The 18,790-nt window shown below is 74.3% G+C and carries 14 protein-coding genes; 9 read left to right on the top strand and 5 right to left on the bottom strand.

Annotation, left to right across the window (positions count from 1 at the left end; translation table 11 throughout):
* Positions 1–59 precede the first annotated feature (59 nt).
* The gene (locus ACI797_RS04250; protein WP_456857259.1) at positions 60–746 is read left to right on the top strand and encodes an NUDIX hydrolase; all 687 of its coding nucleotides are present in this window, start codon (positions 60–62) and stop codon (positions 744–746) included.
* Between the two features lie 62 nt (positions 747–808).
* Positions 809–2,509: a helicase gene (locus ACI797_RS04245; protein ID WP_456857258.1), complete on the top strand. Its 1,701-nt coding sequence runs from the start codon at positions 809–811 to the stop codon at positions 2,507–2,509.
* A gap of 6 nt (positions 2,510–2,515) precedes the next feature.
* Here the strand turns inward: ACI797_RS04245 and ACI797_RS04240 are convergent, their stop codons facing one another.
* The 4 genes from ACI797_RS04240 to ACI797_RS04225 form a co-directional block, all read right to left on the bottom strand.
* Positions 2,516–4,069: a flotillin family protein gene (locus tag ACI797_RS04240; protein WP_456539487.1), complete on the bottom strand. Its 1,554-nt coding sequence runs from the start codon at positions 4,067–4,069 to the stop codon at positions 2,516–2,518.
* Positions 4,066–4,611 (bottom strand): hypothetical protein, encoded by a 546-nt coding sequence (locus tag ACI797_RS04235; RefSeq protein WP_456857257.1) that lies wholly within the window; start codon positions 4,609–4,611, stop codon positions 4,066–4,068. The genes ACI797_RS04240 and ACI797_RS04235 overlap by 4 nt, the downstream gene beginning before the upstream one ends.
* Before the next feature lie 94 nt (positions 4,612–4,705).
* A complete protein-coding gene (locus tag ACI797_RS04230) occupies positions 4,706–6,766 on the bottom strand; it encodes a LamG-like jellyroll fold domain-containing protein (protein WP_456857256.1) in 2,061 nt (686 codons plus the stop codon).
* Entirely contained in the window at positions 6,763–7,428 is a 666-nt protein-coding gene (locus ACI797_RS04225) for a hypothetical protein (RefSeq protein ID WP_456857255.1), read from the bottom strand. The genes ACI797_RS04230 and ACI797_RS04225 overlap by 4 nt, the downstream gene beginning before the upstream one ends.
* 31 nt (positions 7,429–7,459) lie before the next feature.
* Between ACI797_RS04225 and ACI797_RS04220 the strand changes: the two genes are divergently transcribed.
* Together ACI797_RS04220 and ACI797_RS04215 are read left to right on the top strand one after the other, a co-directional pair.
* Positions 7,460–8,812, top strand: coding sequence for a DNA polymerase IV (locus tag ACI797_RS04220; RefSeq protein WP_456857254.1), 1,353 nt, complete (start codon positions 7,460–7,462; stop codon positions 8,810–8,812).
* Positions 8,809–9,414 (top strand): class I SAM-dependent methyltransferase, encoded by a 606-nt coding sequence (locus ACI797_RS04215; protein WP_456857253.1) that lies wholly within the window; start codon positions 8,809–8,811, stop codon positions 9,412–9,414. The genes ACI797_RS04220 and ACI797_RS04215 overlap by 4 nt, the downstream gene beginning before the upstream one ends.
* Positions 9,415–9,481: 67 nt before the next feature.
* Here the strand turns inward: ACI797_RS04215 and ACI797_RS04210 are convergent, their stop codons facing one another.
* Positions 9,482–9,628: a hypothetical protein gene (locus ACI797_RS04210; protein WP_456857252.1), complete on the bottom strand. Its 147-nt coding sequence runs from the start codon at positions 9,626–9,628 to the stop codon at positions 9,482–9,484.
* A gap of 184 nt (positions 9,629–9,812) precedes the next feature.
* Between ACI797_RS04210 and ACI797_RS04205 the strand changes: the two genes are divergently transcribed.
* From ACI797_RS04205 to ACI797_RS04185, 5 genes are all read left to right on the top strand, one after another.
* Positions 9,813–10,259 carry a pyridoxamine 5'-phosphate oxidase family protein gene (locus ACI797_RS04205; RefSeq protein WP_456857251.1) on the top strand — a complete coding sequence of 149 codons (447 nt, stop codon included), beginning with the start codon at positions 9,813–9,815 and terminating at the stop codon, positions 10,257–10,259.
* Between the two features lie 390 nt (positions 10,260–10,649).
* Entirely contained in the window at positions 10,650–12,146 is a 1,497-nt protein-coding gene (locus ACI797_RS04200; RefSeq protein WP_456857250.1) for a hypothetical protein, read from the top strand.
* A complete protein-coding gene (locus ACI797_RS04195) occupies positions 12,143–12,946 on the top strand; it encodes a hypothetical protein (protein ID WP_456857249.1) in 804 nt (267 codons plus the stop codon). Before ACI797_RS04200 ends, ACI797_RS04195 begins: the two co-directional genes overlap by 4 nt.
* Before the next feature lie 13 nt (positions 12,947–12,959).
* Positions 12,960–17,417 carry a hypothetical protein gene (locus ACI797_RS04190; protein ID WP_456857248.1) on the top strand — a complete coding sequence of 1,486 codons (4,458 nt, stop codon included), beginning with the start codon at positions 12,960–12,962 and terminating at the stop codon, positions 17,415–17,417.
* Positions 17,414–18,538, top strand: coding sequence for a DUF2399 domain-containing protein (locus ACI797_RS04185; protein WP_456857247.1), 1,125 nt, complete (start codon positions 17,414–17,416; stop codon positions 18,536–18,538). The genes ACI797_RS04190 and ACI797_RS04185 overlap by 4 nt, the downstream gene beginning before the upstream one ends.
* Positions 18,539–18,790 lie beyond the last annotated feature (252 nt).

The raw sequence follows: 18,790 nt of genomic DNA, 5'->3' as shown, positions 1-18,790 counted from the left end.
AGAATGACGCTAAGTCGTCGTCCCCGTTCTCGTCAAGGTGACGAGATAGGCTCACCCGCATGGCGTACGACCCGACGTCCTTCCCGGCCGTGGCGGTGACCGTCGACCTGGTCGTGCTGACCGTGCGCGGCGACGAGCTGTGCGTGCTGGTGGTCCGCCGAGCCGAGGAGCCCTTCGCCGGCCGGGAGGCGCTGCCCGGCGGCTTCGTCCGCCCCGACGAGGACCTCGCCGAGGCCGCCGCGCGCGAGCTGGCCGAGGAGACCGGCCTGCGCCCGGGGCACCTGGAGCAGCTCGGTTCCTACGGCACCCCGGGCCGGGACCCGCGGATGCGGGTGGTCACCGTCGCCCACCTCGCGCTCGTGCCCGACCAGCCCGTCCCGACGGCCGGCAGCGACGCCGCCGCCGCCCGCTGGGCACCGGTCCGCGGGCTGACCGGGCTCGCCTTCGACCACGACCGGGTGCTCGCCGACGGCGTCGAGCGCGCCCGGGCCAAGCTCGAGTACACGCCGCTGGCCGCGGCGTTCTGCCCGGAGGAGTTCACCGTCGCCGAGCTGCGCCGGGTGTACGAGGTGGTCTGGGGCCGGCCGCTGGACCCGCGCAACTTCCACCGCAAGGTCACCGGCGCCGCGGGCTTCCTCGAGCCGACCGGGACGACGACCACCCGGGACGGCGGCCGCCCCGCGCAGCTGTACCGGCGCGGCCCGGCCGCCCTGCTGCACCCGCCGCTGCTGCGCGCCGAGGGCTGAGCCGCGACACCCCGGTCCGCGAATGCCCGGGACCGTCGGTCCCGCCGCGCAGACTGCCTCCCATGCCCGGACGCCGCCGTCGCAGCAGCACGACGTCCCGCAAGCGCTCGTCGTCCCCCCGCGCCGCGGCGAAGCCGGCGCCCGACCGGCCCACCGCCGGCCCCGGGGAGCGGGTGTGGGTGCTCGCCGTGCCGTTCCGCGCGCCGGCGCCGGGCGCCACGTGGCACGCCGGGCTGCAGGCGCACGTCTGGGTGGGCGAGAGCCTGCCGCCCGAGCTGGCGCCCTACGACCCGGCGCCGTACACCTTCGAGCGCTTCCTCGAGGACGAGCTCAACGCCACCCGGCGACCGCTGCCGGAACCCCGGCCGCTGACCCCGCGGGACGAGCAGTGGGACGGCGCCGACGCCGTGGTCGCCCACGCCGAGGCGGGGGGCCGGGTGTTCCTGCTCGGCGACGACCCGGGCGTCGGTAAGACCGGCACGGCGATCCTGGCCGCCCGGGAGATCGCCGAGCGGCGCGGCGGCGACCGCGTGCTGGTCATCGCCGACCGGCCGGCCGCGATCACCGTCCCGCACTGGACGCGGTCGATCGCCGGGTTCGGCGACGGCGGCCTGCGCTGGTGCGTGACGACGTGGGACCGGCTGGCCAAGGTCGCCAAGCTGCGCTTCGACGTCGTCGTCGCCGACGAGGCGCACATGGTCCGGCACACGACCACCCAGCGCTGGAAGCACTGGAAGGCCGTCTCCGGCGCCGCGCGGGTCAAGGAAGCGCCGTTCGTCCTCGCCGCCACGGCCACGCCGGCGCACACGCCGCTGGAGCTGCCCTACCTGGCGCCGGAGTTCGCCCGCTCCCAGGGCGAGCCGCTCAAGGCCTGGTCGGACCTGCCGGCGCGGCTGGCGGCGCGGGGCTTCGCGGTCGAGAAGGGCCGCTACGGCTGGCAGTGGGCCGAGGACCCCGACGCGCGCCGGGCCGACCTGGCCCGCCTGCAGGGCTGGCTGGCCGACGCCGACCCGCCCGCCACGCTGCACCGCCCGGCGCCGTGGGGACCGGTCAGCGTGACCGGCACGCCGGTGGCCCTCACCCCGGCCGAGCGCGCCTCCTACGAGTCGGAGTGGCAGGAGTTCCGCGCCGAGATGCAGCTGGCCCGCAAGGCCCGGCAGACCGCCCGCGGCCGCGCGGCGCTGCTGCGCTTCCGGCAGAAGGCCGGCCTGATCCGCGTGCAGGCCACGGTCGACTGGGTCAAGGCGCAGGTGGAGGCCGAGCGGCAGGTCGCGGTGTCGGTGGAGTTCGTCGAGACGGCCGCCGACCCGATCCGCGAGGCGCTGCTCGACGCCGGCATCGGCGTGGCCTGCATCTACGGCCGCGACCGGTTCGACGTCGAGGGCGAGCGGCTGCGCTTCCAGAGCGGCAAGGCGCCGGTCTGCGTGTTCACCGTGACGGCGTCGATCAGCCTGCACGCCGGTGAGCTGCTGCCCGACGGCACGACCGCCTCGGAGGTGCCCCGCGTGGGGCTGTTCCACCAGCCCCGGTTCTCGGGCATCCAGGCCCGCCAGGTCACCGGCCGCACCCACCGCGACGGGAGGACCTCGCCGTGGCGGGTGGCCTACGCCGAGGACACCGTGGAGGAGCAGGTCGCCCGGGTCATGGTGGAGCGGCTGGTGGTCAGCGGGTCGACCGCCGGCGCCGACACCTCGTCGCTGCAGGAGATCGCCGAGCTGCTCGACGCCGACTGGCTGCCGTCCGCCGCCCTCACCGACGCCTGACGGCGCTCAGCGGGGGTCGGCGGTGCCGTTGGGGGACGTCCCGTCGCCGTCCACGGTGACCACCGGCACCCGGGTGACGCCGTCGGCCTCTTCAGGACCGGCGACCCGGCCCAGGCGGCGCAGCAGCCCGGCGACGTCGACGCCGGTGAGGTCGCCGGAGATCTGCAGCCCCTGGGCGACGTTGGCCGCGACCGAGCGGCCGAGCGACCCGGCGCCGTCGGCCGAGATGACGGTCATCTTGTCCACCGCCGACAGCGGTGCGGCGGCCGCGCCCACCACCTCGGGGAGGACCTTGACCAGCAGGTCGAGGATCGCCGCCTCGCCGTAGTGGGCGAAGGCGTCGGCGCGGGCGTCGAGCGCCTCGGCCTCGGCCCGGCCGCGGGCCAGGATCGCCGCCGCCTCCGCGGCACCCTCGCGCTCGAGGGCGTCGGCGATCGCCTGCCGGCGCAGCTTCTCGGCCTCACCGCGCTTGGCGCCCTCGATGGCCTCCGCCTCGGCCAGCGCGGAGCGGCGGGCCCGCTCGCCCTCACCGTGCAGCTTCGCCTGCTCGGCCGCGGCCTGCGCGGCCGCGATCGTCGCCTGGCGCTCGGCCTCGGCGCTGAGGATCGCCGAGTTCTTGCGGCCCTCGGCCTCCTGCTCGACGCGGTAGCGCTCGGCGTCGGCGGGGCGGCGCACCTGGGTGTCGAGCTGCCGCTCGGTGAGCGCCGCGGTCCGGACGGCGACCTTCTCCTGCTCGGTGAGGATCGCCTGGTCCTGTGCCGCCTGCGCCAGCGGGCCGGCGGCGGCCGCCTTGGCCTTGGCCGCGTCGATCTCGGCGTTGATCTCGGCCTGCTTGAGCGCCAGCTGCCGCTGGGAGACGGCGATCGCCTCGTCGGCGAGCAGCTGCTCCTGCTCGGCGGCCTGCCGGGCGCGGGCCTCGGCGATGCTGGCCTCCTTGAGCACCCGCGCGGCCTCGGGCCGGCCGAGGTCGGCGAGGTAGGAGCCCTCCGCCTGGATGTCCTGCAGCTGGAAGGTGTCGAGCACCAGGCCCTGCCCGGTCAGCGACGACTCGGCCTCCTCGGCGACGGCGGAGGCGAACGCGGCGCGGTCGCGGATGATCTCCTCGACGGTCAGCCGGCCGACGATGGAGCGCAGCGCGCCGGCGAGCACCTCCGAGGTGAACGAGTCGATCCCGGCCTGCTGGTTGAGGAAGCGCTGGGCGGCCGCGCGGATGGCGTGCTCGCTGCCGCCCACCTTGACGATCGCCACGCCCTCGAGGTCGCACTTCACGCCCTGCTTGGAGATGGCGCCGCGGATGCCCACCGGGATGCGCCGGCTGGACAGGTCCATCGTGTGCAGCTTCTGCACGATCGGCAGCACGAAGACGCTGGCGCCCATGACCACCTTCTGCCCCGACATGTCGCGGGAGATGGCGCCGTCGGCCCCGGTGACCTGCCGGCCCTGCCGGCCGGTGACCAGGAACGCCTGGTTGGGCCCGGCCACCTTGATGCGGGACAGCACGAGCAGCACCAGCAGCACGACGAGCAGGGCGATGCCGCCGATGGCGATGAGCAGGGTCATGGGAGGTCGCCTCCGGGCAGGGGGTCGGGCGCGGTCGAGACGACCTCGACGGCGGTCTCGCTGAGCGTGTCGGTGACGTAGACCGGCGTGCCCAGCGGCAGGGGGACGTCGGACCGGGCGGAGTACTTCAGCTGCTGGCCGGCCAGCGCGAGCCGGACCTCGCCGTAGCCGCCGGCGGGCACGGGGGAGACGACGACGCCCTGGGCGCCGAGCAGGTGCGCGCGGGTCAGCGTCTCGGTGGTCGGCATGTCGCGCAGCGCCCGGGACAGCCGGACGGCGCCCCACGCGAGGGGGACGGCGACCGCGAGGCCGACGACGACGGCCACCAGGACGGCGACGGCGCCGGTCAGCGGCAGGAGGGCGAGCGCGGCGGCGCCGCCGAACCCCACCCCGCCGAGCAGCGCGGCCATCGCCGGCACCGAGAACGGCCCGTCGACGTCGCCGGGGCCGAGCTCGCCCAGCTCACCGACGAACAGGGAGACGAGGAGGACCACCAGGCCGAGTCCGCCCGTGGCGAGGAAGGCGACCGTCGCCGCGTCCACGCACCCTCCTGTCCCCGTGCCTACCGGCGACAGACGCTCGCAGGTCGGCGCACGCGGGACAAGGAGTTCCGGATCGGTCGCCCGAACGGGTGGCTCAGCGACCGGCGGTGTACTGGCCGGCGACCTCGTCGGCGGTGAGCACGCGCTCGACGACCACGGCGTGCGCCACCGACCCGGCGAACCAGCTGCTGGTCGGGGCGCCGGGCCAGCTGCCCAGGTTGTCCCAGCCCACGCGCCAGTAGCCGGTGGTGTTCTCGGCGGCGTCCGTGTCGGTGTTGGTCCCGATCAGCACGCCGTCCACGTAGAACGTCAGCCCGGTGGCGGGGGAGAAGGTGCCCGTCGCGAGGTGCCACCGGCCGTCGTTGTAGGCGGTCGGTGACGTCACCGTGTAGTAGCCGCCGTCGTAGATGCCGAAGACCAGGCGGCCGTCGTCGGTCATGTAGACGTGCCGGTCGAACTGGCTGGACTGGGCCCCGTTGGCCCCGTTGCCGAAGCCGATGAGCTTGCCGCCGCGCGTCGTGGTCGTGGCGAACCAGATCTGCACGGTGAGGTGCTGGGGGGCGACGTACTGCCGCGTCGTCCAGAGGAACCCGGAGGAGCCGTCCAGCCGGACGGCGGAGCCGCTGCCGGGCCGGCAGTCCGGCCCGGTCACCCCGTAGGTGATACCACCGCCGGAGAAGGTGCCGTTGCCCGCCGCGCCCGCCGAGCCGGCGTTGGCCGCCGTCGGGCCGGCGGCCTCCTGCAGGCCGAGGTGCAGGGCGGCGCCCGCGCCGGTGCTGCCGGCCGCGGTGGCGCAGGTCCACGGACCCGCGCCGTACTGGTCGGTGACCTGGGCGGCGGAGAGCACGGAGGTCCAGACGGCGGCGTGCGCGAGCGAGCCGGCGAACCAGTCGCTGCTCGGGCGGGTGGGCCAGCCGTTCAGGTTGTCGTGGCCGATCCGCCAGTACCCGGTGGTGTTCTCGGCGACCGTGCCCGCGGCGTTGCGGGCCGCCTGCACGCCGTCGACGTAGAGGGTCATGCCGGCCGAGCCGGAGAACGTCGCCGTGGCCAGGTGCCAGCGGCCGTCGTTGTAGGCCGAGGTCGTGGTGGCGGTGGAGTAGCCGCCGCTGTAGACGCCGAAGACCAGGCGGCCGTCGTCGGTCATGTAGACGTGGCGGTCGTAGTTCGACGACACGGCGCCGCCGGTGCCGGTGCCGAAGCCGATGAGCTTGCCGCCGCGGGTGGTGGTCGTGCTGAACCAGATCTGGACCGAGAACGTCTGCGGGTTGGCGTAGCTGCGGCCGGTCCAGACCTGGCCGCTGCTGCCGTCGAGCGTCACCGCGCCGTTCTCGCCGACGCCGCAGCGCGGACCCGGGGCGCCGTAGGTGACGCCGCTCGACGAGTAGGTGCCGTTGCCGGAGCTGCCCGCGGACCCGGCGTTCGTCGCGGTGGTGCCACCGCTCTCCTGCAGCCCGAGGAACAGCGCGGCGCCGGCGGCCGTGGCGGTACCGGCGCAGGTGAAGGCGGATCCGGCGGCGAACGTGTTGGACGGGGTGCCCGTGGTGGCGCTGAAGACCGCGCGGGCGTCGGCCGCGCCGGGCAGCGTGACGAGGGCGGCCGTGGCCACCGCGAGGGCGACCGGACGGGCGGGCAGCCGGCGGCGCGGTCGGTCCTCCTCGGCGGGCGCCCGGTGCAGCAGGGCGAGCGCGAGCAGTGCGGCGAGGGCCGCGCCGGTGAGGACCAGCGGGGCGGTGCGGCCCTCGGCGGCCCAGAGCGCCGGCAGGCCGAGACCGGGCAGCCGCAGGGTGCCGACGCCGTGCACGGCCGCGGGGGCGACCAGCGAGGCGTCGGCGGTGGCACTGGCGTCGCCGCGCAGCCGCAGGCCGCCGTCCTCGACGGCGACGACCCGGTGCATGCGCAGCTCGCCCGGCACGTCGGGGTCGTCGGCCAGGACGACGTCCCCCGGCGCCAGGTCGGCGGTGTCGACGGGGCGCACGACGACGACGTCACCCGGGTCGAGCGTGGGGGCCATGGAGCCGGACAGGACGACGCTGGACCGCCAGCCGGCGACCAGGGGGAGGACGACGGAGACGGCGAGGAGCAGCGCGAGGACGCCGAGGGCGAGGCGGGCGGCGGCGCTGCTCAGCAGCGCCGGCCAGCCGGAGCGCCAGGTCATGTGTTCTGCGCCTCCCAGGTGAAGGCGATCGCCGCCGTGCCGCCCTGGGCGCTGGCCGGCGCGGAGGCCGACAGGCTGTAGGTGAACCGGTAGGTGGTGCGCTCGCCGGCCGGGTTGCCGGTCGCGGTCCAGGAGCCGACGCCGGCGGCGTAGGTGGTCGGGAAGGCGGCCAGGGTGCCGCGGTAGACCGTGGCGGCGGGGGCGAACCCGTTGCAGCCGGCCGCAGAGCCGCCGGTGCCGGCCTCGACGGCGACGGTCAGGTGGCTGCTGAGCGAGCGGGTCGTGGATCGGCCGGTGCCGTAGAGCCGGACGAGGGAGGGGGCGCTGCCGGTCGAGGTGACCGTGATGCAGCGCGACCGGGCGGCGCCGGGGCGCAGGTCGGCCGCGCTGAACAGCACGGCGCCGGCGTCGTCGTCGGAGAGCGCGACGGTGCCGGTGCTCCAGGCCAGGGTGCGGGCCGGCGTGCTGTCGGTGAAGGCGGCGTAGGCGGACTGCCAGACCAGCCCGGCGGCGACGGCCAGCGCGCCCAGGGCGGAGACCGCCACGGCGATCCGTCGCGCGCGCCGGGTGGGCGCGAGGGGCAGCAGCCGTGGCATGCCGGGGTGATCGACATCCGCCGTCCCGACCTTGAGCGCGGGGCAGTCGGGGGCTGCGGGGATCATCGGGGGGATCCGGGACGAGGGAGGTGCGGGCGTGCGGCGGGAGGCGAGCGTCCTGCACCTCGACCTGGACGCCTTCTACGCGGCGGTCGAGCAGCGGGACAAGCCGTCGCTGCGCGGCCGGCCGGTGGTCGTCGGCGGCACCGGTGGCCGGGGCGTGGTGGCCACGGCGTCGTACGAGGCGCGGGCGTACGGGGCGCGGTCGGCGATGTCGACGGCGGAGGCGCGGCGGCGCTGCCCGCCCGGGACGGCGTTCCTCGGCGGCCGGTTCGGCGCGTACCGGCGGACGTCCGAGGTGGTGATGGAGCTGCTGCGCGAGCTCTCGCCCCTGGTGGAGCCGGTGTCGCTGGACGAGGCGTACGTCGACCTCGCGGCCGGCCCGGGGCACGACCTGTCCGTGGACGGCGTGACGGCGCTGGCGCGGGGGCTCAAGGAGCGGATCGCGGCGGCGACCGGCGGCGTGACCGGGTCGGTGGGCGTGGGGACGTCGAAGCTGATGGCGAAGCTCGGCTCGGACCTGGACAAGCCCGACGGGCTGGTCGTCGTCGCGCCGGGCACGGAGCTGGAGGTGCTGCACCCGCTGCCGGTGACCCGGCTGGGCGGGGTGGGGCCGGCGACCGAGGAGCGGCTGCGCACGGTGGGCGTGCGGACCGTCGGCGACCTCGCCGCGAAGTCGCTGTCCGACCTCGTCGCGCTGGTGGGCAAGGCGCACGGCGCCGGCCTGCACGCGCTGGCGCGGGCGGAGGACGACCGCGCGGTGGTGGCCGACCGGGAGGCCAAGTCGGTGTCGCACGAGGAGACCTTCGAGCGGGACCTGACCGACCTGGCGGTGCTCGGGCGGGAGATCGACTCGCAGGCCGCGCGGGTGGGCGAGCGGCTGCGGACGTCGGCCCTGTCGGGGCGCACGGTGACGCTCAAGCTGCGCCGGTACGACTTCACGACGCTGACCCGGTCGCTGACGCTGCCGCAGCCCACCGACGACGCGCGCACCATCGCCTCGATCGCGCGGCGGCTGCTGACCGAGACGGGGACCGGCGGGGGGCTGCGGCTGCTGGGGGTCGGGGTCTCCGGGTTGTCGGTGTACGCGCAGGGCGATCTGTTCGCGCCGGAGGAGTCCGGCGACGTCGCCGCCGAGGAGCCGGCCGCGGTCGTGCAGGAGACGGAGGAGCCGGCGCCCGCGGACCGCCGCTGGTGGCCGGGGCAGGACGTGCGGCACGACGAGCTGGGACCGGGTTGGGTGTGGGGACGCGGCCTGGGCCGGGTGACGGTGCGGTTCGAGGGCCCGCGCACCGCGCCCGGGCCGGTGCGCACGCTGGCGGCCGACGACCCGGCGCTGCACCCGGGGGATCCGCCGGACTGGCGGGGCGTGGACGAGGAGGCATCGTGACGGAGATCAGCACGTGGGTGCTCATCACCCAGCAGGACCCGGGCCACTCGGCCGCGTACGTCCGGCGGTTCCGCGACATGGCCGCGGCCGGGGCGGACCTGGGTGGCGAGGCGCGGCTGGTGGACGCGCTGGTGCCGCGGGCTTCTCGGATCCTGGACGCCGGCTGCGGGCCCGGGCGGGTGGGGGCGGTGCTGCACGAGGCGGGGCACGAGGTGGTCGGGGTGGACGTCGACCCGGTGCTGATCGCCGCGGCGGAGGAGGACCACCCGGGGCCGACCTGGCTGGTGGGCGATCTCGCGGAGCTCGACCTGCCGGCGCGGGGCATCCCGGCGGAGTTCGACGCGATCGTCTGCGCGGGCAACGTGATGACGTTCCTGGCGCCGACGACGCGGCGGCAGGTGCTCGCGCGACTGCGGGCGCACGTAGCACCGTCGGGCCGGGCGGCGATCGGGTTCGGCGGGGGCCGCGGCTACGACTTCGAGGAGTTCCTCGCCGACGCGGCGGCCGCCGGCTGGGCGCAGGACCTGCTGCTGTCCACCTGGGACCTGCGGCCGTTCCCGGGCGGGTCGGGTTTCCTGGTCGCGCTGCTGGCGCCGGCCTGACGTTTCACGTGGCACACGGGCGGCGCGGGGTCCGAGCGGTCTGGGACCGGCTGCTGCGCCGTCCGGATCAGGGGCGGCGGCGCCGGGCCCGCCGACGGGCGATCGCGGCGGCCACGGAGTCGTGCCGCAGGTCGACCGGCTCGGGGGAACGCACCCACGCGTGCGTGCCGATGCGCTCGCGCCAGGCGGTCCGCTGTCCGTCGTCGTCGTGCATGGTCACCTCCTGGTCGCACCGGCTCGGGGGAGCCGCTCGGACTCGAGACTGCCGGGCCGATCTGTGCCTTCGCTGAACAGCGCGTGCACATCGGCCGTCGATCCCGTGGTCGCCACCGTCGCAGGAGGGTGTGACAGTTCCGGTCCGCCGACTTCTGTCGGTGTCCGACGGCACACTGCGCCGCATGGCGAGCTGGGCAGAGGTCGAGAAGGAGGCGGCGGAGCTGGCCGGGCGGGTGCGCGAGGCGTTCACGCGCGGCAAGCACGCGACGATGGCGACGCTGCGGGCCGACGGGTCACCGCGGATCAGCGGCACCGAGGTCGAGTTCGGCGCTGACGGGCACTTCCGGCTGGGCTCGATGCCGGGTGCGGTGAAGGCGAAGGACCTGCTGCGCGACCCGCGGCTGGCGGTGCACAGCCCGACGTCGGAGCCGGGTGAGGGCGGGGCCGACTGGCCGGGCGAGGCCAAGGTGGCCGGCGTCGCCGTCGCGGAGGCGGATCGCGACGGCGCGCACGTGTTCCACCTGGACCTGCACGAGGTGGTGTGGACCGGCCTCAACGAGACGCGGGACAAGCTGGTGATCCGCTCGTGGCACCCGGGCCGCGGCGTGGAGGAGCGGCAGCGCGCCTGAGCTGCGCTGACGGCTGACGCGGGAACGGGCCAGAACGCGAACGGCGCCGCTGTCCTGATGGGCAGGGGCGCCGATCGCTGCTCGGTGTCGGACGCCGTGAAACTGTCACCTCGTGCGACGTGGACCGTCTCCGGTGACACCTTGCTGTCGTTTATCCACAGGTGCTAACTGCAGCGCGAGAGACGTCCTAACAGCGCATCCATCTGCCCCTCCGCACGCCTCCCTCTCTGGAGTTCCGCACAGGCCCGCGGCAACCGGGCACCGTCGCGCCCGATAAGGCCGCGGTGATCGACCAAGCGCACTCCGTCGCGATGCGCAGGTCAAGTGCTCGATCGTCGGCGTGATCGGCACCACGAAAGTTGTCGGCGGCCCACCCTAGGCTCCCCGGGCGTGTCGCATCCCCTACCCGGCGCCGACCGCCCGCTGCTCGACGAAAGCCTTGCCCACCGGCTGAAGGCGCTGGCCTGCACCGCCCCGCTGCACGACCTCGACGCCCGCAAGGGCCGCCTGGAGTGGCCGGACGCCCAGTGGTACCAGATGTCCGAGATCGCCTTCCAGATCATCGACCAGGTCACCATCGCGATGGACTTCGACCGCGGCGCCGAGCCCCGTGACGTGATTCGCCGGACGCTGCCGTTCGTCGCGCTGCAGGTGCCCGAAAGCAGCCGGGAAGACCACGAGCGGGCCGTCCAGTGGGTGCTGGACAACCTGATCAACGTCGGCACCGCCGACCGCGGCTTCGTCGCCACCTACGGCTCGATCAGCCCGACCGGCGTCTACGAGCGGCGCGCCTGGCCGTTCAAACTGCTCGTCGAGGTCTACGACGCCAAGGGCGGCCTGTACCTGCGCTCGACCAACGAGGCGATCAACGTGCTCGTCGGCGCGCTCGACACCGACGTGGAGGACGCGCAGAAGGCCGCCGAACGGAAACTGGAGAACCTGATCGCCAAGGGGCGGCTGTCGGACGCGAAGACGATCGCGTTGCAGGCCCGGCTGCTGACCAGCCAGTACGCCGAGCAGTTGCGGGTCAAGTTGGAGGCCACCCGCCGTGACGTGCGCGCCGTGGACTGGGTCGCCGAGGTGCCCGACCTGATCAACAAGGCGCTGACCCACATCGAGGAGCGGGCCCGCACGGAGAACTCGATCCTGGCCAACCTGACCCGCTCCCGCGACGAGACCAACGACCCGGTCCGCAAGCGGCAGGCCGCCGACCTGGTCACCCTGGTCGCCGACTGCCTGCGCCGCCACGACCAGTTGCAGGCGCGGTTGCTGGCGGCCGGGAAGACGTTCCGGTTCGAGCAGGACCGCCAGGAGTTCTCCGGCCCGGCCCGCCGGGCCACCGTGGACCTCTACGGGCACCTGCTGCGGCCCACCCTCGACCTGCCGCTGGCGGACGCCACCGGCCCAACCGGCGTGTTCTTCCGCGACTCGGTCGGTCTGGCGGTGCCACGGCTGCCGCGGCTGCTCAACCTGGTGCACCTGCTGCTCACTCCGCCGGTCGAACGCGACGACCTCGGTGAGGACGTGCCCGATCTGGACCTGGCGCCAACCGAGGAACCGGCTGTGTTCTCCGAGGAGCAATGGGCCGCTTCCGAGCGGCTGCTCAACTTCGGCGACGGGCCGCCGCGGCGGCTGTCCGGGCTGCTGGCCGAGGCCCGAGCCGAGGACCCGGCGCTGGCGCACCTGATCGCGCTGCGCGTGCTCTACCTGGTGCAGCCGGAGATCACTCGGGCCAGCAAGCACGAGACCACCACGCTGATCGCCGTCGATGACGGCACCGCACTCGAAGACCCGGAATGGGGCGGAGCCGACCTGCTGGTCGGGACGGCCGCCATCGCCGCCCCCGTTACCCACGAGCAACCCACCGGCCAGGAGGACGTGGCATGAGCATGCTGACCGACGACGTCACCGACGCCGCCCGGCTGATCGCCCTGGGCATGCGTCCGAAGCAGATCCCCGCCCGCGACCTGGACTACGCCGACCTGGTCCGCCGGTACACCCAGGACGAGGAGTTCGCCGACCTGGTCACAGCGGTCGCCGACGGGCTCGGCCTGACCATCCTCGACGTCACCGTCGGCTCCGGGCTGGTTGCCGGGCCGTGCGAAGAGTCGGTGTTCGAGGTGCGGATGGACGACTACGCCAAGCGATCGGTGCTCTCCGATCGCCGCGCCGATCGAGTCATCCACGGGCTGGCGCACCTGGCCGCCGCCGCCCTCGCGTTTCCCCGGCCGGAAGACCTGGCCAACGACACCTACGTCGGCTACGTCAGCGTGGATGACGTGGACGCCGCCGTCCGGGAAACCTGCCGGGTGCTCGCCGAACGCGCCGCCGCCGCGGGGGAGAACGCCGACCCGCTGGAGTCCGCCCCGGACCTGGAGCGGGCCTGGCGCGCCTACGCACGCCGGGGCCAGGCAGGGGGCAGCAAGACGGGCGGCACCAAGGACGGCCGGGCCGCGTCGGACTCCAGCCGCGGCGCGGTCGCCAAGGCGCTGCGCTACCTCACCGACCAGGGCATGCTCACCGCCCGCAACGACGACCGCGGCGGCTCCTACCGCACCACCCCCCGCTACCAGATCCAGGTCCGCGAACTGGCCGCGAACACCGCCTACCGGCAACTGCTCGACCTGGGCGTGATCACCGTGCCCGACCCGTCCGGCACGCTCCACCCCGTCGCGCCGACCCTCTGATTGAGGAGCCTCCGTGTACGAACTCTCTCGGGTGCGGCTGCACTCGGTCGGCCCGAAGGGCGCCCGCTACCAGGACGTCGTGCTCAACATGCGTGACGTCGGCCCTCTGGTGCCCCGCCCCGCGCAGGACGCCCTATTCGACGCGGGCGAACCGCGCCGCCGCCCGTCCCCGGCCAGCGTGCTGTTCTCCGAGAACGGCAACGGCAAGTCAGTGCTGATCCGGCTGATCTTCTCGGTCATGCTGCCGGGGAAAAAGCAGGTCGTCGGCACCACCGACTCCCGGGCGCTGGAGAAGTTCGTGCTCGCCACCGACGTCGCCCACGTCGTGCTGGAATGGCAGCACACGGTCACGGGCCAGCAGGTCATCACCGGCAAGGTGTCCGCGTGGCGCGGGCACGTCGTCTCCACCGACCCGTCCCGGCTGCAGGAGATCTGGTACTCCTTCCGGCCCACCCCCAACTTCAACCTGGACAACCTGCCGCTGACCGAGTCCGGCCGCCTGGTCACCCTGGCCGGATTCCGCGACCGCATCCACGCCGCGGCCAAGGCCGAACCGCAGATGGAGTTGGCCTGGGAGACCGTGCAGACTTCCTGGACCGAGCACCTGGACTCCATCGGGCTAGATTCGGAACTGCTGGCCTACCAGCGGAAAATGAACCTCGGCGAGGGGCAGGCCGCCGCCGCGTTCACGTTCAAGAGCGACGAGGCGTTCATCGACCGGCTACTGCGCTCGGTCACCGACGAGGAGGACCCGCGGCTGCTCGCCGACAACCTCGACGAGTTCGCCGACCGGCTCGCCGAACGCGAGATCATGCTCGCCGAACGCGACTTCCTCGACGGCGCACTCGGCCTGCTCGGCCCACTGGCCGCGGCCGACCGGCAGGTCATCACCGCGGTCACCCAGAAGAACGAGGCCGACAACGCCGCCATCGCATTCGCCGCCTCCCTGCACGCCCGGCACACCCAGGACACCGCCCGGCTGACCGTTCTCACCGACCGGCTGACCACCGCGCAGGAAGCCTTCATCGACGCCGACCGCAAAGAGCGCCGGATGAACCGGATCGTGCTCGAACTGACCCGCCACGTCGCCCGGCTGACCTGGGAGGCAGCGAAGGCCGAACAGCAGGACCTGATCGGCAAGCGCGCCGCCGCACGCGCCCTCCTCGACGCCTGGCAGGCCACCGGGGTGGTGCTCGCCCACCGAGAGGCCCGGGCGAACGCCGACGCGCTGCGGGTGCTAGTGGGGGAGAAGGAACGCCAGGCCGCCGGACCGCTCGCCGCCCGCAACACCGCCGCCGCCCGGCTCGTGATGGGCCTGCTCACGCTCGCCGCCACCGCCACCACGGTCGCCGAAGAGGCCGATACGGCCGCCGCCGACCTCGCCGACCAGATCAAGAGCGTGGAGGCCGAGGAACGCACCCAGATCGGCCTTGCCGCCACCGAGACCGGCCGCGCGACCACGGCTGCCGACAACATCCGCGCCGCGGAAACGGCGATCACCGAGGCGGTGACTGCCGGGCTACTCACCGACGGGCAGGCCCCCGCCCACGCCGCCGACGCCGCCCACATCGCCGCGCAGGCCGCCGCCACCGCCCTCACCGACGCTGAAACGGAAACCACCCGGCTCGCCACGGAGGGCAAGCGGCAGGCCCAGACACTGCGCGCCGCCGAACGGACCGCCGACCGCGCCGGGCACGCCGCTGAGACCGCCGCCACCCGCCACGCGCAGGCCCGAGCCGAGACCGAAGCGCTCGCCGCCGAGGAACGGCTGGCCGCGCTGCTAGGCACCGAGCAGGTGCTCCCCGAAACCGACGCCGACCGGCTTCTCGCCGCGCTGCGCGCCGCGATCGAGACGGCCACCACCGAGCGCGACGAGTTGCGCCTGGCCGACCGCGCGGACGAGCGGGTGCTCACCGCGCTGGGCACCGGCGGGCTGCTGCCCGCACCCGAGGACGTGCTGACGGTGCAGCGGGCACTGGAGGCGGAAGGGATCGTCTCCTACACCGGCTGGGAATACCTGGCCACAATGCCCGAGGCCGAACGCGGAGACGTCATCGCCGCCTACCCGCACCTGATCGCCGGGATCGTGCTGAACAACCCGCAGCAGGCGGCCGAGGCCGACCGGGTGCTCACCGCCGCCCGGCTGCTGCCCCGCTCGATCGTCGCTGTCGGCGACACCCGCACCCTCACCGCGCCGCTGACCGGCTCGGCCGCCGGGCTCCGGTTCATCGTGCCGCCGAACCCGGCGCTCTACGACGAGGAGAAAGCCGCCACCGAACGCGACATCCTGCTCGCCGCCCGCGAGACCCGGCGCGCCCGCCTCACCGTCCTGACCGACCAGATCACCACCGACACCCGGCTGACCGGCCGCCTGGAAACCTGGCAGGCCACCTACCCGGCGGGCGCCCTGGCCCTGCTGGAGACTGCCCGGGACACCACCGCCGCAGCCCACGCCGAGGCGCTCGCCGCCGTCGCCGAGACCGAGGAACAGGCAAGCGCCGTCGCCGCGGCCGAGACCACGCTGGCCGCCGGGCTCCCCGGGCTGCGCACCGCCGCAACCGCCGCCCTCGAACTCGCCGCCGTGCTCGACCGGCTCACCGAACGGGCCGCGCAGATCCCGGCGTGGACCGAAACCGCCCGCACCGCCCGGGAAGCGGCCAGCGCCGCCACCGGCAAGGCCGACGCCGCCCGGCGCCGCGCCGAGGAACTGCGCCGCGAGCGGGAAGAGACGCTGCGCCGCCGCGACGACCAGAAACGCATCGTCGCCCAGGCCCACGAGGAGATCGGCAAGACTCCCGGCGGCGGCGATGTCGAACTGACCGGCGCGCCCCTGGTTGAGGACGTGCAGACCCTCCGGGACGCCTACACCGCCGCGAAGTCCGCCTACGACAAGGTCGAGGTCGGCGCCGACCTGCGCGCCGAACTGGCCAGAGCCGAGGATGCCGAGGCCATCACCCTCGCCCAGGTGCAGGCGCTGCCCTCCCCGCAGCGGAGGGCCGCGGAGCGGCTGCTGGCCAGTCCCGACGGCGCCGACCCCGCCGCCCGCGCCGCCGCCAGGGACCGCGCCGACCGCGAGCACGCCGCCCTGGGGCAGCGGGTGGAGACCGCCGCCGCAGAAGAAGGCCGGACCCGCGTCCTGTACGAGCAGATGCCGCCGCAGGAGGTCGCGCTGGACCCGTACGGCGCGCCCCGCGACATCGCGCACGGCGACGAACTCGTCACCTCAGCCACCGGGGACTGGCGGGCCGCTCAGACCCTGCTGCAGGAAGCCGAGGCCGCCCGCACCAAGATCCAGCGCGACGTCGATGCCACCCGGCAGGCCGTCGACGAGATCGCCACCCTCACCGAGGACTTCACCGGCATCCTGCCCGAGGACCTCGACCCCGACCTCTACCCGCTCTTCGACGGCCCCATCGAGGCCGCCCGCGCCCGCCGCAAGACGGTCCGCGACAACCTCACCGCCGCCACCGAGGCCATGGCCGCGGCCGACGCCACCGCCCGCCGCACCTCCAGCGAACTGACCGCCTATGCCGCCGCGCGCCGCTTCGACACCGTCGACAGCCCCGTCCGGGACGCCATCCGCTCCGCCGACTTCAACACCCTGCCCGGCTACGCCGCCCGCTGGGCCGAGAGCATCCGGCCCCGGCTGCGCAGCATCAACGACGACCTCGCCAACATCAACCGGCATCGCAACCAGATCGTCACCCGGCTGCGCGGGCTGGTCGAGGTCGCCCTGAAAACCCTGCACACCGCCGAGAAGGTCAGCACCCTGCCGGAGAGTCTCGACGGCTGGGGCGGGCAGAAGTTCCTCCGGATCCGGTTCACCGAAGCCGACTCCGCCACCCTCGACGCCCGCCTCGGCGAGGTGATCGACGACGCCTCCGGCGCCGGAACCGGCAAGCGGGACGGCATGACCCTGCTGATGAAGGGCGTGAAGGCGGCCATGCCGCGCGGGGTGACCGTCGAGTTGCTCAAACCCGACACCACGCTGCGCACCGAGCGGGTCCGCGTCAACGAGGTGCCGGTGGTGTTCTCCGGCGGCCAACTGCTCACCGCGTCGATCATGCTGTACTGCACGCTCGCGGCGCTGCGCGCGAACAACCGCGGCGAGACCCGCCGTCCGCACGCCGGGGTGCTCTTCCTTGACAACCCGCTCGGCACCGCCAACGCCGGATACCTGCTCGACTTGCAACTCGGCGTCGCCGACGCGCTCGGCGTCCAGTTGGTCTACACCTCCGGGGTGTTCGACGTGAACGCGCTGTCGGTCTTCCCGCTCATCGTCCGGCTCCGCAACGACAAGGACCTGCGCACGGGCATGAAGTACCTGACCGTGGAGGAGGAGATCCGCCGCGTGCTGGACGCCACCCTCGAACCGGCCGACGGCACCGGACGGCTCACCGCCGCCCGGCTGTTCCGCAAGGCCCCCGCGGAAGCCTCGGCCGATCCCGCCGCCGAACCGGCCGCCTCATGACCAGCACCCCCGACCTTGACCCGGACCTCGAGTCAGACTTCGGCCCGGATGCGGACGACGACCAGCCCGGCGGCGGGGGAGACGCGTCCGGCCCTGGCCTGAATGCCCGGGCCGCAGGCCTGGCCGCCTCCCTCGCCGACTGGCCACGCCGCAAGGCCGCCCTGACAGACCTGTGGCGACTCTTCGACGCCGCCGACCCGGCCAGCCTCGGCAGCCGCGACCGCCGGGCACTGCTCGCCGACACCCTCAACGAACTAGACGCCGCGGGCCTGATCAGCCTGCCCGGCGCCACCTCCTGGGACCGGACCACCCGCCCGCCGCTGCCACGCTTCGTCTGGCTCCCGGCCGCTGCCACCGCTCCGGCCCCGGCCCGGACCGTGGTCTGGCATCCCGCGCTGGCCTGGGCCGCCCACCCCGGCCTCACCCCGACCCAGCGCGGCTACCTCAAACAGATCAACACCTGGCTGCATGGCCACCGCGACGATCTCGTCGTCCCTCTGCGCGAACGATCCCTGGACATCTTCGGCAAGGAGAAAATCCTCGACCGGCTCGTGCGCACCAACCTGTTCGCGCCCGACCGGCTCACCCTCGCCCTGCTCCGCGCCCGGCGGGTCGCGCCCCGGCTCACCGTGGAAACCATCGGCGACGGCGACACGCTGCTCGTCGTGGAGAACAGCGACACCTTCGACTCACTCGTTCACGCCCTCGCCCCCCATCCCGACCGGATCGGGCTGGTCGGCTGGGGCGCGGGAGCCGGATTCCAGGCCTCGGTGCTCTCCATTCCCCGGCTCGGCCGTCCCATCCGCGAGGTCCGCTACTTCGGTGACCTCGACGGCAAGGGCCTGGAGATCCCCACCTACGCCGCCGACCTTGCCGCCACCGAAGACCTGCCGCCGATCCGCCCCGCCACCGGGCTCTACACCGCGCTGATCGCGAACGCCCGCCCTCAGCCCGGCCAGCCGGCCATCGCCGCCGACACCGCTACTCGGCTCGCCGCCTGGCTGCCCGGACCGCTCCAGCCCGCGGCGATCGCTCACCTGACCAGCGGCCACCGCCTCGCCCAGGAGGCGATCGGGTTGGCATACCTCATCCGACGCGACGACTGGCGTTTAGGTCTCTGAGCGGGCAATCCCGTATTGGGCCGACCCGGTTGGCGGCCGAGGCGCGTGCATCGCTCCCCCAGCTGTGACGGCGAAGCGGGCCCACGGGAGTAGACGCTCAGGGATTCCGCGTCTGGGAGTGGCCACGCGGCTTGTCGCTTGCGTCAACGACAGGGGTGTCTTCGAACAGCGCGAAGAGGGCCTTCGCGTAGTCCTGGATTTCCTGCAGGGAAGCGAAAGGTACGTGCTCCTCCGCCTCGGGTTGGTTCGCCA

Source organism: Geodermatophilus sp. SYSU D00691, assembly GCF_054050275.1.
The sequence above is the reverse complement of the archived record's forward strand: the minus strand, read 5'-3'. Positions and strand labels throughout refer to the sequence as shown.